The sequence below is a fragment of the Actinoplanes sp. NPDC020271 genome (assembly GCF_044388125.1).
In the GTDB taxonomy this organism is placed as follows: domain Bacteria; phylum Actinomycetota; class Actinomycetes; order Mycobacteriales; family Micromonosporaceae; genus Actinoplanes.
This window is the reverse complement of record NZ_JBIRWQ010000039.1, coordinates 30183-50305: the sequence shown is the minus strand read 5'-3', so window position 1 is coordinate 50305 and position 20123 is coordinate 30183. Positions and strand designations below refer to the sequence as shown.

The window sequence follows — 20123 nt, the reverse complement described above, 5'->3', positions numbered from 1 at the left end:
CGTCGTCGGTGAGCACGATCGGAACGGCTACCGGAGAAGGCATCCTGTGTACCCACCGACATCGACTTAACGACTCAGGACGCTAGGCCGGGAAATAACTGGCCAGATCTCTACGGATCGTTCTGCGCGGCCAAGCCGCCCGGCACACTGAAGCAGTGACCACCAAGCACCAGGAGTCTGGCCGGACGCCGCGTACCGGGGTGCTTCCCGGCGAGCCAGCCAGCCGGTTCGGCTCCGGAACCGCCGACAGACCGCCGCGAACATTGACCCTCGCAAGAACAGCAGGATCCCAAGGCGGATGCCTTGAGCAGTCCCGTGCCCTACGCGAGACAGCTGGCATGTAGATGCCAAGACAGCGCATCCCCGTCGGAAGCTGGGGTCCTATCCGCCACGTCGAGCAGAGCCAAGGCAGATGGCGGGCGTGGGCTAGCTTCCGGGACATCGACGACGTCACTCGCGTCGTCGAAGCCTACGAAAGTAGCCGCCAACGGGCGGAAATCAGGCTGATCACCAAGCTCGGCGACCGCGCCCAGCGCGAACTGAGCGCTACGACGCGAGTGAGCAGCCTCGCCGATCTATGGCTGGAAGAACTCCGGCTCGAAGCCCGGGTCGTTGCCCAGACCGTTGATCGCTACACCGGCTGCCTGCGTCAAACGGTGCTGCCGGCATTCGGTGACCTCTTGATCAACGACCTGACGGTGGGTCGGCTGGACCGGTTCCTCAAAGCGCTGGCCAAGGCCAAGCCGTCGCAGGCACGCAATGCCAAAGTCGTCCTGAAACAGATGCTGTCGGTGGCAGTGAGACACGGCGCCATCGCGACCAACCCCATCCGCGAAGTCGGGCAACTACCCCGACCCAAGAAACTGATCAGCGCCCTCACATCGGACGAACTCAGCATCATCCGTACGGCCATCGAGACCCGGCAGCGCCGACGCAGCGCTGGCCCCCGGCGCAACGGCAACCTCGCTGACATCGTCGAGGTACTGATCGCCACCGGCGCCCGCATCGGCGAAGTCCTGGCCCTGCGCTGGCAAGACATCGACCTCGACGACGACCGCCCGACCGCGACGATCTGCGGGACGATCATCTTCATCAAAGGACAGGGCTTCTCGCGGCAGGACCGCACGAAGACCGACGCTGGTTTCCGCACGGTGATCTTGCCGAGTTTCGTGACCAACGTGTTCTGGCGCCGCTACAACGACCGTGAGCACCCCGTCCGGGACGTCGCGACCATCGATGCGGTCTTCAAGAGCCGCAACAACACCTGGCTCTCGCCCTACAACGTCGGCCGGCAATGGCGCGAGGTACGAAACCAAGCTGGCCTCGACTGGGTGACCCTGCACGTGTTCCGCAAGACCGTAGCCACCGCGCTTGGCGATGCCGGCAAAACCCAGGAAGCCTCACGCCAGCTCGGACACGCCAGCGAAGAGGTGACCAAGGCCTACTACATCGCCAAGCCGAAGCTCGCGCCGGACGTCACGGATGTACTGGACACGCTCGGACGGCGTAAGTAGGTCACCCTGATTCATCCGGCCCTCCAGGCTTGCACCTTCGTCGTTCTGCCGCCGGCGCAGATATGGCCGATCGGATTCTCAGGTCGCTAATGGTGATCTTGCTGGTCTACGAGACGAGTGCCGTCTCGTAGACCAGTCGAGGGGTATCCGGGTGCGACGTGCGTGATCACATGACCTGCTGACGGCCCTGTCGCCCGCGCACCGAGGCGGTCGCGTCTAGCGGACAGTCAGGCACGACGTGGCAGGGAGGACCGGTCAGCGACGGAAGCCGCGGTGCCGATCTCTCGGGCTGACGTTGTCGAACCAACGGAACCAGTTCTGAGGGCGCAGATCACCTATTCCCGCGGACATGTTCAAGTCGCCATCCGGATCCTCAATGCCATCGGCCCATCGTTCATCCAGGAGAAGTACGTCGTGATCCTGAAAGAAGTCCTCGGAGCAGGTCTCCCAGTCAAAATCGTCAGGATGCGCCGGAAGGTCCTCCGTCAGAGCCGGATCATCTTCGTAAATCTCGGCAATCCCCTGGGCGTCTTCGATGGCAAGGTGAAGACACAATTCCTCGGCGTTGCAGCGGGGGATCGGCCATTGGCCTGACTCAAGATCCTGGCAAAGGTCGTCCGCCGCGCGGGCGATCTGGCGTCGCCACTGAGCGTCTTGCCGCCACGACAATCTCGGTAAACGATCCAGCATGTACCAATCGCCGCTATCGCGCTCTTTGACGGGCTCGTCGCCGTGTTCGTTGACGTCGTCATAAGCCCAGTCGGATAGCGTGCTCAGCGCGGCGTGCAGGACGTAGGCCGTCCGTGGGGTGAGCTGCCAATCCTCGTCGTCCTCATCGATGAGGAACAGTCTCCTGAAGTCCGGGGAATCTGATTCCTCACTGCCTCCCTGGCTGCTGTCGAGTAGTTCTCCCAGGCCTACAGAAATTACCCTGTCCTCAGGCCATGACTGGGAAAAAGCCCTGTCCAGTGCTTGGCGAAAAGATGAGGCGGGCGCCACTGGGAGGAGAGCAGCAATACGTTCCCCCTCAGTTGCAATTCTCTTGCCGCGTCCCGATTCGGCGGCCCGATTGAGAATCCGCGCCACGCGGTGCGCCAAGACTCGATCAGTACAGCTGAGGACTGCATGCAAGGATTGCGCATGACGGTGGCGTTTCAGCAACACGAACACCCGGCTCTTCGAGGAAGAGTGTTCGCAAAAAAACTTCACAGGGACGATGGTGTCTGAATTGTCTTCATGAGCGAGCATTAGCGCAACTCCAAGAGGGTGACCGACAGCCCGGCCGATGTTGCTGTTTGACGACCCGCTGGTGGACGCGGTACGACCGCAACCCCTGACGAGGAAGAAATAATGCTGGTGTCGCTGATACGGTCAGCAACCCTGGCGCGTGGACTATAGCCCGCAGAGGGGCACCCGCGGAAGCCTTAGGAGTCAAGAGCTCCAACGACAGCCATGGCTTCCTGGGACTAAAATGCAAAAACCACCCGATAAGTAGCTCCCCGCGAACGTTCGGTCCCAGCCCTGGACGCCGCTCTCCCGCCCATACGAACCAGCCCCAAGGAAGATCAACCTTGCTCCGCTGAGATATGGATGGCGACTTCAAACAAATGCCGGGGCACGAGCCCAGTCCTGCCGCGGGCGAAGTCCAGCGTGACCTGTCGGGTGTCGCCGACCCAGGCACCGAGGAAAAGTTCGGGCAGGAACTGGTCCAATCCTACGCAAGCGTGTCGGACCTTGTCGTATCCGAGTGTGAAGGTGCGCTGAGTCGTCTCGAGGGCCCCACTGCCGGCAGCCATACCGTTGACCCATTGGGCGCGGACGCAGAGCACGTCTCCGTCGCTGGTCAGTAACCAGTAGAACGATGCCTCGGACATGTTCTGAAGGTCGGTGAGTTGAGCGAGGTCGATCTTCCAGCGTTCATGGGTCCGCGGATGCGTCGCAGCCCGCTCTTTGATCGCCTCAGACTTCTTGACCTGCACCAGGGCAGCGGCGTACATCGTGATCGTGGTCGGAAGTTCCACGTCCAGCACTAGCGCGATATCGCAACCCCACGTTTGTTCCTCCTTCTTGGTGACGGGGCGGTGGCTGACCGAGACCTGTCGGCCGGTAGCGTCGCGGCCGCCGGCTTCCACACGTAGGCGAGCAGCCTCGAAGGCAGCTTCGATTCTGCTCAGCAGCACTCCAGTCCCGGTCTCCTCCAGCGCGGCGCCTTGCGACCGCACCCAGTCCCCAAATCGTCGTAATGCTTCACGCAGCGTCGCAGACAGGGCGTCCTCGAGATCCAGCGAGGCAAGCCATGTCCGGGACAGCGACGACAGCGGTCGCGGTGTCACCGGGATCCCGTCGAAGGCCTGAGCCGACGTCGCCGCGAGCCAATTTTGGAAATGGTGGTCCGGTGGCATGGATCCGCCGATGCGGGCAACGATGCCTCGGGCCCGGTGACCGACCGTCACCGGTGTTGCTGGTGCTCCTGCGATTGTTTCGACAGCAGCGCGGACACGGTCGCTTCTGGTGGCCGCGTAGGCGATCAGATCGGCGGCGTTCTTACCCAGGTACGTGACCTCGTGAAGTAGGTCTTGCATGCTCACTTCCCAAGCCGCAGGGAAGCGGCTCGCATGTTCAGCCAGCTGATCGAGCACACCACGCACCTCGTCGTCATAGGCGCGACCGGAGCGGTTCCTGCCGTACTCGGCCAACTGCGCCAGCTCGGCCCACAGCGTCGCTACGGCGACAACCGGGTGGTCGGCGACTTCAGCGAGCTCCCGCTGGAGAATTCCGGCGACGGAGTCTGCCGTTCGAGGCAGATCTCGCTGTTTTAGTAGCAGCCCAACAGCCTTACCAGTGTCGGCAACATACTGCTGGTGCAAATCCATGGAGAGCAGGCGGAGCGCGTCGACGGCATCGTCGCTCAGGAGCGGATGCTGCAGGCTGGCCACGAGCAGCGATCTGTCCGACGTCATCGATGCCGCGCCTCCCAAGTGAAGCGCCAGACCCCTGTCGAATCGAGCGACCTCCGCCAGCACCCGCAGGTCGCCTCCGTGCGGCGTCTCCTCCAGAACCTTGAGGAACGAAGCATGGCTGAGGGAGACCGCTGCCCGGCCCGCCATCGCGTTCAAGGCGTTGACGTCGGGCACACGCGCCAGCCCGTAGTCGCGGGCCAGGACGGTACGGGCGCCGGACAGGATCCGGTCGAAGCTCCACGGCGGCGTCGTATGGGCGTCCGAGATGGCCGGCGCGAGCAGATGCCTGAACATGCGCGCATCCGTGTCGGCCAAGAACAGCAGCGCGTTCAGCTCTGCAGGGTCGCGGGGCCGCACCACATCTCGAGCAAGCTCGAGAGCGAGCCACTGGTGCAGGAAGCCATCGGCTTCGGTGCTCAGCCGTGTGGCGAGACGACGTTCTGCGAAACGCTTCTCTCCCTGCTGGAAGGCAACGACGTCTGCCTGTAGGCCCGCCCAGCAGCGAGTCAATGCCTGCACCAGGACAGGCGTGGGCTCGGGGCGCCTCAGCAACGCCACCAGCAGATCCACGTGTGTGATCTGAGGCTGCTGACGTTCGAAGGCGTGAACGAGGTCGTCCAGCTCCGCAAGATGATCGAGGTGGTCACTGCCGGGCCGTTCCAGCCATCGCCTCAACTGCGTCATAAGCGTCGAGGTTACCGATGCGATCGTTACGGAATGTCGATCATGGTGGCTTGCGACATTGATCGATCCAAGTGCCCCCGCAGTCGCGGCAACATCAACATCCCTGACTCCTGTCCGCGGCAACCTGTTCGCACAGCGGTTCTCGAGTGTCGCGTCACCAATGTGGTCGCGGATCGTTAATGTGTCCATCCGGATGCTCGGTCGATGGTGAGGGAACACGGAGCAAGTGCTTTGACGGTAGGGACACCGCACACCGACGGCGCCCAGGCGGCGGCTCCGGGTGGCGCCAAGCACGGGCCCGCGCGGTTCTGGGCCATTGACCTTCACGTACACACCCCGGCATCAGGCGACGTTGATGTCGATACGTACGGCGCCAGCGAAGCTCGGCAGATCGTCGACGCGGCCCTCGCCGTGGGGCTGCATGCGATCGCCGTCACCGATCACAACACCGCCGGCTGGTGTGACGCGATGGCCGAAGCAGCCAAGGGCACACCGCTCGTGGTGCTGCCCGGTGTGGAACTGAGCACCGCCGAGGGGCACCTGCTCGCCATCTGGGAGCAGGGGACACCAGCGCACTTCATCGAGGACGTGCTCGTGGAACTGAAGGTTCTTCGTGCCGACCACGGCGACCTTCACAAAGCGTTGCGTACGGGCTTCGCCGACACCGCCAAGATCATCGCCACGCGGGGCGGTCTGGCGATCACCGCACACGCCGACCGCGAAAAGGGCCTGCTCAGAATTCCAGTGGCGGACCACGTCAACCAAACCTTGCTGGATCCGGCCATTTCTGCCGTCGAGATCGTCGAGCTCACCGAGGCGGAACGGGTCAAGACACGCCTGCAAGGCAAGCGCGACATCGCGATCGTCCGCAGCTCGGATACGACCGCATCGGGCGCCAGCACTCACGTCCTTCACGGCATTGGCAACCGTCGCACGTGGATCAAAGCCTCGAAACCTGACCTTTGCGGCCTCCGGCATGCCTTGGCGGACCCGTCACTGCGAGTCAGCCTTGTCGAACCGGCGCAGCCCACGCATACGGTGATTGAGTCCGTGACAGTAACCGGTGGGTTCCTCGACGGTCAGCAGTTCGAATTCTCCGGCGACCTCAATTGCCTGCTCGGCGGGACAGGAGCAGGTAAGTCGCTGCTCATCGAGCTGATCCGGTTCGCGCTGGACCAGCAAACTGATGCCACGGACTTCCCGCAGGTGCGCACGGAAGTCGAGTCTCGGCTCAAGTACGCGCTGACGTCGGGAGCCACCGTCGAAGTCGTGCTCACCCGCGGGCACGCTCGATGCCTCGTCCGGCGTGCGTACTTCGAGGATGGATCCACCGAGCCGGAGTTCATCGGTGACACCGAGCAGATGACCGGCCTGTCCGGAAGGATCGCGATCACCGGCTTCTCACAGAGTGAAGTGATCGAGTACGCCCGGACACCAGTCGGCCGGATGGCACTCATCGACGCCGGCCTCGACCTGAACGAGTTCGAGATTCGCGAGGCGGAGACGATCGGCCGGCTCAACGACAACGGCCGGTTCATCAGCTCCCTCGAGGCGAAGATCGCCCAAACCCGTAAGACGCTTCAGACCCTCCCGGAAGTGGAGAAACGGCTGGACGAGTTGTCGGGCTTGTTCGACGGAGGAACCGTCGCGATGCAGGGCAGTTGGAGCGCAGAGAAGGCACTGTTCGAAACCCTGGTCGGCATCCCCGAACTGAAGGTCCCCATCCGGACCGACGGCTGGGACAAGTTCCGCAGCCCGACGGCAGCCGTCGCCGATAACCGTGACCTCTACGAGCGAACACAGACAGCGCTCACCCAGTTGAGCGACACCGTCGAGGCCGCGAACGCCCAGCTGTCGCAGGTCCTGTTGACAGTCAACAAAGAACTGGCGGCTATCCGCCAGGAATGGACCGAGCGATACCGGCGCTTCGACCGCGAGCTCGCCGAGGCCGTCAGCCGCATCGACGTTGACAACAGAGGGCTCGCTGCGCTGCGCACCCGCCTGGTGGAACTGCAAACGGAGAAAGCCAAGCTCGACACCCAGCAGACCCGACTGGACGAGGAACTCCTGCCGAACCTGACCACGGCAAAGGCCTATCGAGAAGAGCTGATCGCAGAGCTGTTGGGGGAGCGCAAGCAGCGACGCCGGCGCCGCGACGCCCGGATCGACGCGCTCAACAAGCTGATGGGCGGCATCGTACGGATCAAGATGCTCGCCGAAAACGACGACGCAATCTATCTCAACGATCTGACAGCCATAGCCAGAGGATCGCGGCTGCGCGGCCCGGTCCTTCAGCAGGTGTGCGAGAACTCCACGCCGGTGAAACTCGTCCGATCGTTCCTCGACGGCGACATCGACGGTGTCTGTACCGCCACCGGCGCGGAACGTAGGCACATCGAGACCTTGTTCGAGCACGTCACCGAGAAGGGCGTCATCGAGGACTTTCTGCGGCTGCAGACGCTCGACCTCCACGACGGCCTGTCAGTCGAGTTCCGCAAGCACATCAACGACGGGTATGTGCCCATCGAGAGGCTTGCCCACGGCCAGAAATGCACTGCCATCCTGATCATCGCACTGGCCGACGGCAACGATCCGCTCATCATCGATCAACCCGAAGACGCGCTTCACGCACCATGGATCGAGGAGTACCTCGTGGCCAAACTTCGTGATCTGCGCGGTGGCCGGCAGTACATTTTCGCCACTCGAAGCCCGGGTCTCGTCGTTTCCGCCGACGCCGAGATGATCGTCACCCTGACCTCGGATGCCAAGAACGGCGTCGTCGAAGCAACGGGGTCGTTGGAACGACATGACCTCAACGCTCTGACGCTGTACCACCTCGAAGGCGGTCCCGTGCCGTTCAAGCGCCGCACCGTGAAGCTCGGATCATCAGTGCATTAGAGGCGTGCTCATGCACGGAGATGCTTGACGCGCGGCCGGAAGCAGCGTCGGCCGCTGATAGCGACATCTCAACCGCGTCTCTACGCCGACTGCACGGCCGACCAACGTTCGCACCATCGCTTCGGCTTTGACGTGCAGGCGGGCGAATACCCCCGTCTGCCCTCTCGTCGTAGCGCTTCCGCACCGCACCGCTCACCATTGGCGATGAGGAACGGAGCAACCGGGTCATGCACGGGCAACGACAGCCACCGCAAAGCGTCGTAGCCAGCCGGAACTCCCGCCGGAAACCGTCCTGACTGATGAGGAGGTGGCGATGCTGCCGCAGGCCACCGTGCTGTTCAGGACATTGCTTTGGAACGCCAGCAGCGACGCCGGCGCGCGAGCCACCTTTCAACAGTTCATCACCGAACTGGTCACGGTGCAGTTCCCGCAGGCCGACGAAGTCGCCGGGCCCAGCGGTAGTGACTGGGGCATCGACACCTACGTCGGACGGCTCGATACCTCGATCATGGTCTGGCAGTCGAAGTTCTTCCTCGAATGGAGCGGCGAAAGCCAGCGCAACAAGGTCCGCTCTTCCTTCCAACGGCTGATCACCCAGGCCACCACCGAGGGCTTCACCGTCACCGCGTGGACATTGTGCGTGCCATGCGTGCTGCCGCCAGCCGAACGCCGATGGTTCGACACCTGGGCCATGGCACAAGAACACCAGCACCACTTGAACATCAGGTTGTGGTCGGCCGTCCATCTGCGGCACCTGTTAATACGCGACGACGCCGCAGCACTACGTCAGCGCTACTTTCCGCCAGCAGGCCCGGCACCGGCGGACAGAACACTCCCGTTGGTGCGCGTTGCTGACGTCGACCCCCGACGGCTCGGAGTCCACGCCGCGATCACCAGCGCCGACTCCACCGACCCGCCGCCCTACATTAGCCGCGACATCGACCGGCAACTCCGTGATCGGCTCACCGACGCCGCCGGCCGGGGCGGCTTCATCCTCCTACTGGGCGGATCCTGCGTCGGCAAGACCCGCACCCTCTACGAAGCCGTCCGGGCCGTCGTACCGCAGTGGTCCCTGCTGCGGCCCGCACCCGACGGCGATCTCCGTGCACGGCTCTCGTCACCACCGCCGCAGACGGTCATCTGGCTCGACGAACTTCAGCGATTCCTGACCGGCCCGCAGCGACTCACCGCCGACGTCATCCGCGACGCTCTCGACCACGCGGCGATCATCGTCGCGACGCTCTGGCCCGACGAGTACCACCCCAGGCTGGCACGCACACACAGCGACCGAGACAACACCTCAGCAACCCACCGAGAACTACTCGAACTCGCCCACGTCGAAGAAGTACCCAGCAGCTTCTCGCCACGCGAGCGGCGCAACGCCACCGAACTCGCTCGCCGCGACGCGCGCATCCAGATCGCCGTGGACACCCCAGACCACGGCATCACCCAGATCCTGGCCGCCGGCCCTGCCCTCGTACGTGCCTGGCTGCACCCGCCCGACACCTATAGCCGGGCACTGATCACCGCAGCCGTCGACGCCCGCCGCCTCGGCTGGACATCGCCTCTTCCCCGCAACCTCCTCACTGACCTGGTGCCGGCCTACCTGAGCCCCCGCGAACGTGCCGCAGCCCCACCGGACTGGCTCGACCGATCACTGACCTACGCCACCACCGTGCTGTTGGGCGCCACCGCGGTACTGGACGCTGTCGCCGAACACATGAGCGCCGTAACCGGCTACACCGTCACCGACTACGTGCTGCAACACGGCCGTCGAACACGCCGCACCGAGCGGCTACCCACCGCCGCATGGCAGGCACTGACCACCCACATCCACGATCGTGAAGACGCCGAACGCCTTGCCGACAGCGCCTACGACCGCGGTCTTTACCGCCACGCCGAACCGCTATACCGCTACACCGCTTCCCGGTCACGCTCCTGGCAGCACCCCGCTGACCGGCTCGCCGACATCTACGAACGCCAAGGCCGCATCGACGAGATCGTCGCGTTCGCTGACTCGCTGGGATCCTGGATCGGCGAGATCGCGATCAGCGAGATCCTGCAACGCGCCGGCCGACCAGACACCGCGCTCCAGCGACTTCAGCAGTGCGACCGCGACAACATGTATGTGCGATGGCGGCTCGCCGAAGTCCACGCGAGCGTCGGCGACATCGACCAGGCCTTGGACCTTCTGGAGTCGGTAATGACCGATTCCGACGACGACCCGGACATGCGCGCCGACACGCTACGCGCCGATCTGCTGGTCACCGCCGGCCGCATCGATGACCTGCGAGCAAGAGCCACCGGCAGCCACGGGGACGACTGGTGCGCGGTCCACCGGCTCGTGCGCTACTACCGGGACACCGACCAGTGCGACGAAGCCCTTGACCTGCTTCATGACCTCGTCAAACGCGAGGAAACCTGGGCCGATGACCTGGTGCGTGTACTGGCCGAAGCCGGACGTCTCGACGAGGTCGCCGCCATCCACCGGTTCGACGTACCCGAGGAGTCCCGCTACGAGGATCTGTCGTGGTCGGTCTCACCGCCAGTGACCGCTCAATTGTTGGCCGACCACGGTCGCATCGACCTGCTGTGCCTCTACGCAGACGAGGGCGACCTCGACGCCGCAGGTGCCCTGGCAGAACACCTCGCAACGACGGCCCGAGAGGAGCAACTGCGACAACGAGCCGTCAACGGCGATCATGCCGCCCTGCTGCGATACAGCCTCCTTCTTGCCGATCGCGGCAACCCCGTCGACGCCCTGGCCCTATACGTCGCCCACGGCGGAACCGACCCGTGGCACCATGCTGAACTACTGGCATGCGCCGGCCGGCTCAACGAAGCCTCAGCACTGCTGAACGCGATACCGGAACCCGCAGATCAGTGGCTGGCCTCTGAACAACACCACCAGCGGATACTCACGTTCAGCGCACGGCATGGCCAACTCGACGCCATCCGCAGACTCGCCTACGACGGCGACGAGTTCGCCGCCGAGTTGCTGACGACCACACTGGCAACACAGGGACAGTTAGCCCAGTTGCGTACTGAAGTCGATGCCGGCACCTACACGGCAGTCGACCGGCTGGCCGAGGCTCTGCAAGCACAGGGCCGCATCACGGAAGCAAACTATCTGCGCCGATTCGGCTTCGACCCCGACACCGACGAACCCGTGTGAGAACCGCCCGCCCGAAAACCCTCGCCAGCGGCCGACGGAACGGAATCGGCAAAGCGAACCTGGACGTCTCACAGAGCGCTACTCTCCCCATTAGATAGTTCACGAACCCGCCTGTGCCTGATGATCGTGTTGGCTTACTCTCTTGGCCGTTCGACTACATAACCGGGCCCGAACGCCCGGAACACGGGATTTGTCGTCAAGTCACCCGCCGCCAACTCCGCCATCCCAGCAGGCGAGTCGTTGACGACCTTGAGCAGAAACTCCGACATGGTTCCCGGAAAGGCGCCCCACTTCTCGTAGGCTTCGTCCGCCCAAACCACCGTCCAGGCATCCGGATCGGCACCCTCGGTCAGCCAAAAAAACAGCGATGCTCTCGGCGAGGCACCCCACGGCAGCAGACCGCCTTCCTCCGGATAGAGAGGGTATGGGTAGGTGCCGAAGCCGCCCGCACGCCAAGCTCGGATCGTGTCCAACGACGAAGCGTAGTAGCCGAGGTAGTCGTCCCATGATCCGCCCTGGATGCCGGGCCGGATCACCATGACCAACTCTTTAAACCGCCCGTGAGGGAAACCGTCCACCAACCGCTTGTAGTCCTTCGGCAAGCTCAGCCCGTCGAGCGAACGCTCAACGGTTTCCCAGTCCGGCCCTGGACCGGCACCTAGCTCAATACCGGCCGCTGCAGCTAGCGCTTCCACGGCATCCACTACGGTGCTCCTGCCCTGTTCCCGGCCGACTGACCTTCGACGTCGGCGACAAGCTGCGCTCGCCGTAAAGATTCTGACCATATTTCGCCTGGCGTGTCATACGTCTTCACCGGGTCATATGTATGAGCAGGCTGGTCTAAGGGCGCGGACCCCGTCACCATCCTGCTCGGGCTCGGCTGCGACATCGACCGGGAGCGCGGCGAAGCGGTGAAAAGATTCGACGACACTCAAGACCACGGAAAGTGGGCCAGAACCTAAAACAACCGCCGTAGCCAATCCCGCGCGCCGTCCGCATACGTTCCCACCACCCGGTCGATAAACTACGCGCCCCGTGGCAGCGATCAAGCAGATCCGCGATTTATCATTAGATCTGCTAAATCTGATGACGGTCTGCTTCAGCAGATCGTAAAAAACGCGGGCACACCGGTTCGATGCAATCACACCGCTTGGCGCGGGCTAGCTAAAGGACGGCCATGGAACCACGATGACGGTGCTGTGTAGGCCTGCGCTGTGCTGCGACAGATCATCCTCGAAACCGGCGGAATTGGTGAAGTTGTTGGCCAGATCGTAGACGACCGCAATGAGCCGCTTCGCGCCGGAATGAGTCTGATAGGCGCGCTGATCGACGATGATCTCATCGCGAATTTCCCGTTCACCTCGACCTGCCCGGGTGACCTTGACCTCGATGACGATGCTTTCCGCTTTGATGAAAAAGTCGGTTCGCGACGACTTGCCGGCGTAGCTGGGCATCGGGTCTTCGGCGCGAGTGTCGGCGTACAGCAACTTCAACGCTTGGTGAACCAGGTCCTGGACGTCGTACTCGTCGTCGACCGGGATTGAAGGTCGGCCCTTGCGTCGGGTCCCGACCAGGGGCCGTGATGCTGCCGGTAGCCGGCGCAGCACTTCGATGAGGAAGCCGAGGCTGGGGCCACCGCCTGCAGCAGTCGGTGCAGGAGCGCTGGCAGAGGCCGCCGCTGCGGCGTCCCACGTCAGGACGCCGGACGAGTCCAGGTGCGCTCCCGCTGGGGTGAGTGCTTGTCGTAGCCGCGTGAGTTTGCGGTAGGCATCGTCGGCCTGATTCTCGAAGGCGCCTTCGGTGCGTAGCAGGTCGACGAGTTCGGTGACCAGATAGCGAGCGGTGGCGTCGTCGGCCGTGGCCAGAGCTTCACGGACTTTGCGTTCCTTGTTGAAGCCGCTGAAGTGCTCGGGGTCGATGCCAACGACTGACAGGGAGGCGTCGATGGCCGAGTGCGGAGGCCCGCCGCCGCCGTTCCAGAGCTGGGCGACGGCGTTGGCCAATTGCTGTCCGAGCGGCCGGTTCCCGACTTGTGTCATGCGTTGGCTCCTTTGGCGTCGCTGTGTGGATGAATGCCGCGCTGCTGGAGTTGCTCCCATAGCGGTGCGAGCGCAGCGTCTGGGTCGAAGACGAATTCGCTTTCCCGGATCCGGACGATGCGCCAATCGCAGCGGCGCAGCTCCTTGTCCCGGCCGATGTCCGCGGCCAGTTCGTCTGGGGTGTGGCGTACCGAGGGGCCGTCGCATTCGACGGCGAGGCGGCCTTGGTCGCCGACGATCAGCAGGTCGATGCGCCGCTGATCGAGCTCGTACTGAGCGATCACCTCGTAGCCGCGGTCACGCAGCTCGCGGAAGATCCGCTGCTGGGTGATCGACTCGAACGGCTCGCGCAGGTCGTAGCGGTTGACAGCGTCGTGTGCTGGATCGGTGCGGTCCTGAATGCGCGGGTCCAGCATGTGCCGGTAGAGCCGCGATCGCAGGTCGGTGGCATCTAGGGTGCTCATGTCCATCGACGTGAACAGCCACATCTGATCCCGTGCGCGGCTGGCCGCCACGTTGTAGTGCCGCTTATCTCTGGGGGCCCGGAGGATGGTTCGCCGGTGCGTGGCTACCAGTGACAGCAGCATGATGTCGCGTTCCTCGCCTTGGAAGTCCGGCGCTGTTCCCACCCGCAGTTTGCGCCGCTCGTACTCGCTGTCGTCGATGCGGTCGCGAAGCTTGTCGTCGATCATTTTGGTCTGGCGGCAGTCCTGCATGACCACCACACCGATGGAACGACGATGGTTGTCTGGGTCAGCGATCAGTTTCGCGACGGTGTCGACGATGGCATCGGCCTCTGCCTCGTTGCGCAGCGCGGTTTCCTTGGACTCCTCGACGGCATCCGGCACGTGCACGACCTGCAACGGCTTCGGGCGTTGGGCGCCGAACTGCCGCAGCGGAACCAGCCGCTGCTGGTAGCACAGCTTCGACGACCAGCCGATGATCTCCGGCATCGACCGGAAATGCTCGGTGAGCCGGATCGTCTCCGGTGTCCTCGCCGACATCAGCTCGTACAGGTTCGAGTTCGGGCCCAGCACGTTACGGTGGGCGATGTCCAGGACCCCGAGGTGCCGGTCCAGGATCCGGAACGTGCTCTGATGATCGGTCGCGGTGCTCGGCCGCGGCGTGCATTGCTCCTCGTCGCCGACGACCACGATTCGCGGCGCCAGCCAGCCCAGATACAACGCCTCGACCGGCACCTGACTGGCCTCGTCGACGATCACCACGTCGAACACATCCGGCCGCGCCGGAACCTTGTCGGCGACCTCGCTCAGCGGCATGACCCAGGCCGGCACAGCGTCGCGGGCCTTGTCCATCGCTTCACGCACGGCCTGCTGGTAGCGGGCCTTGTAGTCACTGGTTCCCTTACCGAGACGATTGGTCGCCGCCCGGAACTCCTGCAAGGCGATGCGCTGATGAGGCTGGGTCCGCCGCTTACACAGCAGCGCCGCCTGACGGCCGCCGAGGTCACGGGTCACCATCAGCAGCCGCCGTTCGGCCTCATCGAGCCGCCGTTCCAGCTCCCGATCCGTACCGTTGTCGCGGTTCTCGTCGAAAAGCTGTCGGGCGTAAACCCACCGCCAGGCCCGGCTGAGATCGCCGAGCCTGGTCGGCCAATGCTCGGCATGCGGGTCGCATCGCAACTGCTCGGTAAGACCCGGGTGCGCCTTCTCCAGCTGCTGCATCAACTCCAGCAACCTCTGCCCGGCATCCTGCTCACCGCGGGCCTGCTCAAGTTCCCCGGACACGGCCGTGAACGCGTCGACGTTCCGCTCCCGTAGCGCCCTGGACAGCCGCGCAAGCTCCGGCGCCGCCCGAAACCGCGCCGCCCACCCTGCAACAGTGTCCTCGAATTCGGCGAGCAGCCGGTTGGCAGTCCGGGCCTGCCGCAACTGGGCGACGGCCCGGGCGAGGCGCACGATGAGGTCCCACCGGCCGACATCGCCGATCCCGTACCGGACACCTCGCCGGCGCAACAGGTCGTCGATGATGTCTCTTGCTGCCAGCATCTGGCGCAGGGCCGTCACCGTGGCAGCGATGTCATGCAGCTGCGCGACCCGGCGCCGTAGCGCCCCTGGCGCCAGCCGCGCACCGACCTCGGCCCACGCCTGGAACGCTTCCTCCACCGCGATCTCAGCACGCAAGGTGATTATCACGGCGTCCACGTCCTCGCGGGTCTCCGGCGGCAGACCCTCGACCGTGCAGACCGCCAGCAGGTCGGCGGCCTGCGCCACCGCCCGGGGCCGGATCAAGCGGGCGATCCGGCCGCCGGTCGACAGATATCGGCGTAGCTGCAACGCCTGCGGCAGTAGCCGGCGTGGCGTCACCGTGATCCCCGGACCTGTCTGCACCACAACGCCGCGATCAGCAATGGCGGCCAGCGCAGCCTCGTGCCGGGTTACCGCGACCGCATCGTCGAACAGGGTGTTCCAGTACGCCGCGTCCCGGCGCCGCACCAGTGCCTCAACCGCACGCGTGCGCCAATCGTCGGTGTCCCATTCCGCGACACTCGCCGACAGCCCGCACCCGGCCATGGCCCGCGAGACGACATCAACCTGCCGGCAAATCTCCGCAAGGTCGGCGTCCCCCATCTCGGTCACCGCCCACACAGGGTCGTCGGCATCAACACCCAGGACGCGATAGCCCTCGGCCGACGCGGCGACGGCCGCCGCCACTCGTGCGGCAGCAGGCAGCTCATCAGTACCGGGTATCTGCTGCTCGCGCCTTTGCGCACGTTCGGCAGTGTCGCTGCGCAACAGCCGTAGAAGCTCCAGCGCCTGCTCATCGGTCAGCGGCGGCTGAGCGGACGCCCCGAACGGCAACTCCTCGATCCATGCGTGCTCGTCACGCCCGTCGACCAGCATCTGCGCTGTCTCGGCGAGCGTGAGCCCTGGCTGATCCGCCCCGAACACCGGATGACGTAGGTATTCTCGGGCGCGGACAGCCCGCAATTCCGCAGTGAGGTTGCGGATCTGGCCAGCCAGATCCCGCCGCTGGCGCCGCAGGGCGTCGATCTGCTGCTCGAGCGTGGACTCGTCAACGGTCGCCAGCAGCTCCGACAGCGCTACCAGACTATCGGTCAGCTCATCGGTTCCGGTGCGCTGCATGCCGGTCATCAACACGCACAGCTGCCGGATGTTCTCCGGAATCTTGTCCCGCAGAACCTTCAGCGCCTGATCCTTCTGGCTGGTGATCAACACCCGCTGACCGTCGGCCAGCAACGCGCAGATGAGGTTCGCGATCGTGTGGGTCTTACCGGTCCCGGGCGGCCCCTGCACGACGACCGTACGGTCAGTCCGCAGCTTCTCCAGCACCCGCCGCTGTTCCGGATTGGACTCCAACGGGAACAAGCCACTGGACGGCAAATCCTGATCACCGGCCGGCTCTGCTGCCACAACCAGATTCGCCAGGCCGACAGGAACCGGACGCCCGGCACGGTTGAGATCCGCAGCGATGGCCTCATACATGCGCAGCACCCCTGTTTGGCTACGCGGACGCAGCATCACCGCAGGTGCCAGCCGAAGCACGGCGACATCGCCGCCCGCCTGCTGCTGCGGCGGGTCCCATCGGCTCTCCTCCCGCACCAGCTCCGTACCCCAGCTGCGCTGTCGCCAGCGCACCAGCCACTGCTGCATGCTCATGTCCGGGGCCAGTACCTCCGGCGGCGCCAAGCTGGACCGGTCGGCGACGAACCCATCGTTCGCCGTGAGAAAGTCCCGATCCTCCAGCCGCCAGCTCGGCGTACCCGGCAGCGCCACGTGCAACGTCTCGGTCGCAGTGTCGAGGGTGACAGTCACTTCACAGACCAGCAGATGGCGGCGCACGACCCACCGGTCCTGCGCCGCAAGCGTCAGCAGCCCAGCGCCCAGAACCAGCTCGTGAGTGTCGCTGCGATGCGCAGCCTCACGACGCAGCATGTCCAGCTTCGCGTACTGAGCCCGCACCTGAGCGTTGTCGTTCTCCTCGGCAGCCCACGCGTGCCACCGCTGAATCCACCGGTCATACAGCTCACGAACGCGATCGTCGGCGTCGGCGACCAACCGCGGACCCGGCTCGTCCGGACTGCGCCAGCCATCGTCGGTCAACAGCGTGCGCACTTCGGTCGGCGGCACGGGCGCTGCCTCCGACGGCGGCCGCGGAATCTCCAGCCCGGCATCACCGAAGTCGCTGCGGCCGTCGGCAAGCCAGACAACCTCGGCGTCCGCAACGCCGTCACGGACCTTGTTCTGCCGCAGCGTGGAAAGGTACTCCTGCAGATACGAGACGAGGCCGACGGTCAGAGTCTTGGCATCAAGGTCCGACGGCAGCGTCGTATCGGACATGCGACCCCCTCAACGAGCACCGGCATAACAGCCTGCATTTGACTCGCTACTGATCGCAATGTCTACACCGTGAATGAATCGACTTCTGTCACTTTTAAGCGGATCTGCCCTGCCTCAGGCGACTGCGCAGGCACCCGGACGGCATTCGATGATCGCTGGGCAGCCGAGGCCAGGCACCTCCACAGGTACACAATCGTCAGAACGCTGCCGACGTATGGATCTCACTCGACATGATCAAAGAACTTTCCTGACCAAAACACCGCCCGCGCCGATCGCATGAAGAACCCGCGGCGGGCGTCAGAGAGCACGAAGCGGACACCGGACAGGCCTCGGACCGTCATGCTGCGCAGGGACGACCGGCCCCGAACCGCCCAGCGAACCTCACCGCCCAGCGACAGGTCGAGGTCAAAGTCTCCGGTACGCCCACGCGTTCCCCGTTGCCCGTATGCATGCGAAACCTGGAACCCCGAGCGGATTAACCGCCCGCAGAAGTAAGCCGCCACGCCTGCATCGCCAACATCTAAGGAACAAGCCGTAGCACTGGCCGCTGATGGGCCAGGCCGAGCAGTTCGCGGGTCCTACCCACTGACCAGCCGAGTTCTTGAGCCAGCGCGTGGTCAGTGAGACCAGTTTCTCGGACGGCCAGTTCGAACGCCTGGCGCAACATGATGGGCTGTTCCCCGGGATACCGGTCGACGGACTCCGTGGCGAAACCGGTCTCTTGGCGCAGCTGCGCCAAGCGGCGCCATGCCCGGCCGGCGGCTTGATCAGACAGAAGGCCGACTTCTCGGCAGCGGTACAACAACGAGTCGATCGAGACGCCCCATACCTGCTGCAGCTCGGCCAAGCGACGAAAATCGGCTCGGGCCGGCAGCTCGGGCAGGATGCTGTCGCGGGGAGTCAGGAACTCGGCCGCGAATGCGTCCGCCTCTCGTTCGTGCTGCGTGTCACCGGGTGCGGTATCGCCATGCAGCACCAGGTGGCCGAGCTCATGGGCGCCGGTGAACCTGTACCGGTAGACATCATCGGTGCGGTTCGCGGTCAGCACCATGATCGGCCGCAGATAGGCGATCGAGAACGCGTCGACCTCCCGGTCGGCGTGGTCCGGAGGGGGCGCATCGACGACAAGCCCGCGCGCCTCCAGGTGCCTAACCAGGTGAGGAATCGGGCCCGTCCCCAAGCCCCAGTGCAAACGGAGCGCCCGGGCGGCTTCGACCGGGGACTGAGGCAGCTCAACGCCGGAATGCATTTCCCCTCCGGCAAACCCTGGCAAATCTACCAGTGGTAACTGCACCCGCTTCTCCAGCGCAAGCGTCAGCTCACCCACCTGGGTGACATGAGCGATCGCCTTGTCTCGCTGCCAGGCGCGAGCCGTACGCAAGCTGCGAAAGTGCGCGCCCGAGGCGTCGATACGCGCGTGCGGGCGACCGGCGACGAAAAAGGCGATCGGCACATTGAGTTCGTCGGCGAGCCTGGGCAACAGTTCCGGACGCGGTCTGGTGACACCGGCCTCGTACTGGCCCACCGCGGCCGGCGTGACGCCGACGGCCTCGGCGACCTCCTTCTTTGTCTTACCGGCGAGATGACGGGCCTGGGTCAACCTCGCCGGATCGAACACTTTGGCAACTGCACCCGGCGTGGGGGCAAGGCTCGCCTCGGCGCCAGGCAGCAGTGACAGCTGGCGACTACCGGTCCTCTTCATCGACCTTCGGAGTTTCTGGAGTTGCCTCGATGCTCGGCGGGAACGCGTCGCTGTTAGCCCGCTCGATCGGAGGTCGCGTCGTCAGCGGAACGCTCGGCATGGCTCCCTCGTCGAACCGGGCCTCGCCCGGAGCAGCCCCGGCCGCGCGAGGCTGGGGGATCGAACCACGCAACTCGACTGCCGCCGCGCCGATCGGCAGCGGCTCGTAGCAACCGGGAATCCAGCGCAGATGGCCGGTGCTGTCGACCAGCTCTCCCTCACCCCACGCCGCATCGATCAGGCCACTGCGCTCGTTGCAAGCGAAAGCGACCAAAACCAGCTTCGTCTGTGTCGGAACACGGTCCAACGCCGACCGGAACGCGTCGTCGTCCGGGCTCGCTTCAGGCTCGAACAGCGGGAAGGTAACTTCCTGATTGGTGGGCTCCGGACCGAAGCGCTGGAACAACTCCGCGACCATCGCGCTGACCCTGCCGTCGGTAACGCGGGCCTCGCGGAGCGGCGTAGCGCCGTCCTTGGCGTACCGGAACGGATAGAACAAGTTCTCGCCGAACAGCACGAGATTGTGAGGCGACCCCGGCGGACGCACCAGCTCAACATCGTCCATGTCGCGCAGCGCCTCGACAAGGCGCTCGTATTTGCGCACCGCGAGCGTCCAGCCGAACGTGTACAGCTTGTCGCTCTTGCCTTCCCTGTGTGCGTCCTGCGCGTCCGTCACCGTCGAGCGCAATGCCTGGACCACAGCCTCGCGAACATGCTGGGCACGGTCACCGAAACGCTGCTGAGCCCAGCCGCCGATCGCACGCTCCACTGTCGCCTCCAAAGGTCACTT

The 20123-nt window shown here is 64.7% G+C and carries 10 protein-coding genes; 3 read left to right on the top strand and 7 right to left on the bottom strand.

Features of this window, described 5'->3' with window-relative positions; all coding sequences use genetic code 11:
- Nucleotides 1-344 precede the first annotated feature (344 nt).
- On the top strand, nt 345-1514 hold the full coding sequence (locus ACH442_RS44065; protein ID WP_396344150.1) for a tyrosine-type recombinase/integrase: 1170 nt from the start codon (nt 345-347) through the stop codon (nt 1512-1514).
- A 255-nt stretch (nt 1515-1769) separates the two neighbouring features.
- On the opposite strand, the gene ACH442_RS44060 is transcribed toward ACH442_RS44065, so the two are convergent.
- Both ACH442_RS44060 and ACH442_RS44055 read right to left on the bottom strand, forming a co-directional pair.
- On the bottom strand, nt 1770-2762 hold the full coding sequence (locus tag ACH442_RS44060) for a hypothetical protein (protein WP_396344149.1): 993 nt from the start codon (nt 2760-2762) through the stop codon (nt 1770-1772).
- A gap of 317 nt (nt 2763-3079) precedes the next feature.
- Nucleotides 3080-5158, bottom strand: a complete 2079-nt coding sequence (locus ACH442_RS44055; protein ID WP_396344148.1) for a hypothetical protein — start codon at nt 5156-5158, stop codon at nt 3080-3082.
- Between the two features lie 204 nt (nt 5159-5362).
- On the opposite strand from ACH442_RS44055, the gene ACH442_RS44050 reads away from it, so the two are divergent.
- Together ACH442_RS44050 and ACH442_RS44045 are read left to right on the top strand one after the other, a co-directional pair.
- Nucleotides 5363-8056 carry an AAA family ATPase gene (locus ACH442_RS44050; RefSeq protein WP_396344147.1) on the top strand — a complete coding sequence of 898 codons (2694 nt, stop codon included), beginning with the start codon at nt 5363-5365 and terminating at the stop codon, nt 8054-8056.
- Between the two features lie 313 nt (nt 8057-8369).
- Nucleotides 8370-11231: a tetratricopeptide repeat protein gene (locus tag ACH442_RS44045; protein WP_396344146.1), complete on the top strand. Its 2862-nt coding sequence runs from the start codon at nt 8370-8372 to the stop codon at nt 11229-11231.
- Nucleotides 11232-11365: 134 nt separating this feature from the next.
- Here the strand turns inward: ACH442_RS44045 and ACH442_RS44040 are convergent, their stop codons facing one another.
- The 5 genes from ACH442_RS44040 to ACH442_RS44020 all read right to left on the bottom strand — a co-directional run bounded on the left by ACH442_RS44040 (nt 11366) and on the right by ACH442_RS44020 (nt 20102).
- Nucleotides 11366-11935 carry a hypothetical protein gene (locus ACH442_RS44040; RefSeq protein WP_396344145.1) on the bottom strand — a complete coding sequence of 190 codons (570 nt, stop codon included), beginning with the start codon at nt 11933-11935 and terminating at the stop codon, nt 11366-11368.
- A gap of 456 nt (nt 11936-12391) precedes the next feature.
- On the bottom strand, nt 12392-13270 hold the full coding sequence (locus tag ACH442_RS44035) for a hypothetical protein (RefSeq protein ID WP_396344144.1): 879 nt from the start codon (nt 13268-13270) through the stop codon (nt 12392-12394).
- The gene (locus tag ACH442_RS44030; protein ID WP_396344143.1) at nt 13267-17592 is read right to left on the bottom strand and encodes an AAA domain-containing protein; all 4326 of its coding nucleotides are present in this window, start codon (nt 17590-17592) and stop codon (nt 13267-13269) included. Before ACH442_RS44030 ends, ACH442_RS44035 begins: the two co-directional genes overlap by 4 nt.
- 520 nt (nt 17593-18112) lie before the next feature.
- Nucleotides 18113-19210: a helix-turn-helix domain-containing protein gene (locus tag ACH442_RS44025; protein WP_396344142.1), complete on the bottom strand. Its 1098-nt coding sequence runs from the start codon at nt 19208-19210 to the stop codon at nt 18113-18115.
- 67 nt (nt 19211-19277) lie between these two features.
- Complete coding sequence (locus tag ACH442_RS44020; protein ID WP_396344141.1) at nt 19278-20102, bottom strand: hypothetical protein; 825 nt, start codon at nt 20100-20102, stop codon at nt 19278-19280.
- Nucleotides 20103-20123: the final 21 nt, after the last annotated feature.

Excerpts from the sequence above, each read along its gene's own strand:
- ACH442_RS44060 (WP_396344149.1), bottom strand. The coding sequence starts at position 2,762 with ATGCTCGCTCATGAAGACAATTCAGACACCATCGTCCCTGTGAAGTTT.
- ACH442_RS44030 (WP_396344143.1), bottom strand. The coding sequence starts at position 17,592 with ATGTCCGATACGACGCTGCCGTCGGACCTTGATGCCAAGACTCTGACC.
- ACH442_RS44050 (WP_396344147.1), top strand. The coding sequence starts at position 5,363 with ATGGTGAGGGAACACGGAGCAAGTGCTTTGACGGTAGGGACACCGCAC.
- ACH442_RS44045 (WP_396344146.1), top strand. The coding sequence starts at position 8,370 with ATGCTGCCGCAGGCCACCGTGCTGTTCAGGACATTGCTTTGGAACGCC.
- ACH442_RS44065 (WP_396344150.1), top strand. The coding sequence starts at position 345 with ATGCCAAGACAGCGCATCCCCGTCGGAAGCTGGGGTCCTATCCGCCAC.
- ACH442_RS44035 (WP_396344144.1), bottom strand. The coding sequence starts at position 13,270 with ATGACACAAGTCGGGAACCGGCCGCTCGGACAGCAATTGGCCAACGCC.
- ACH442_RS44055 (WP_396344148.1), bottom strand. The coding sequence starts at position 5,158 with ATGACGCAGTTGAGGCGATGGCTGGAACGGCCCGGCAGTGACCACCTC.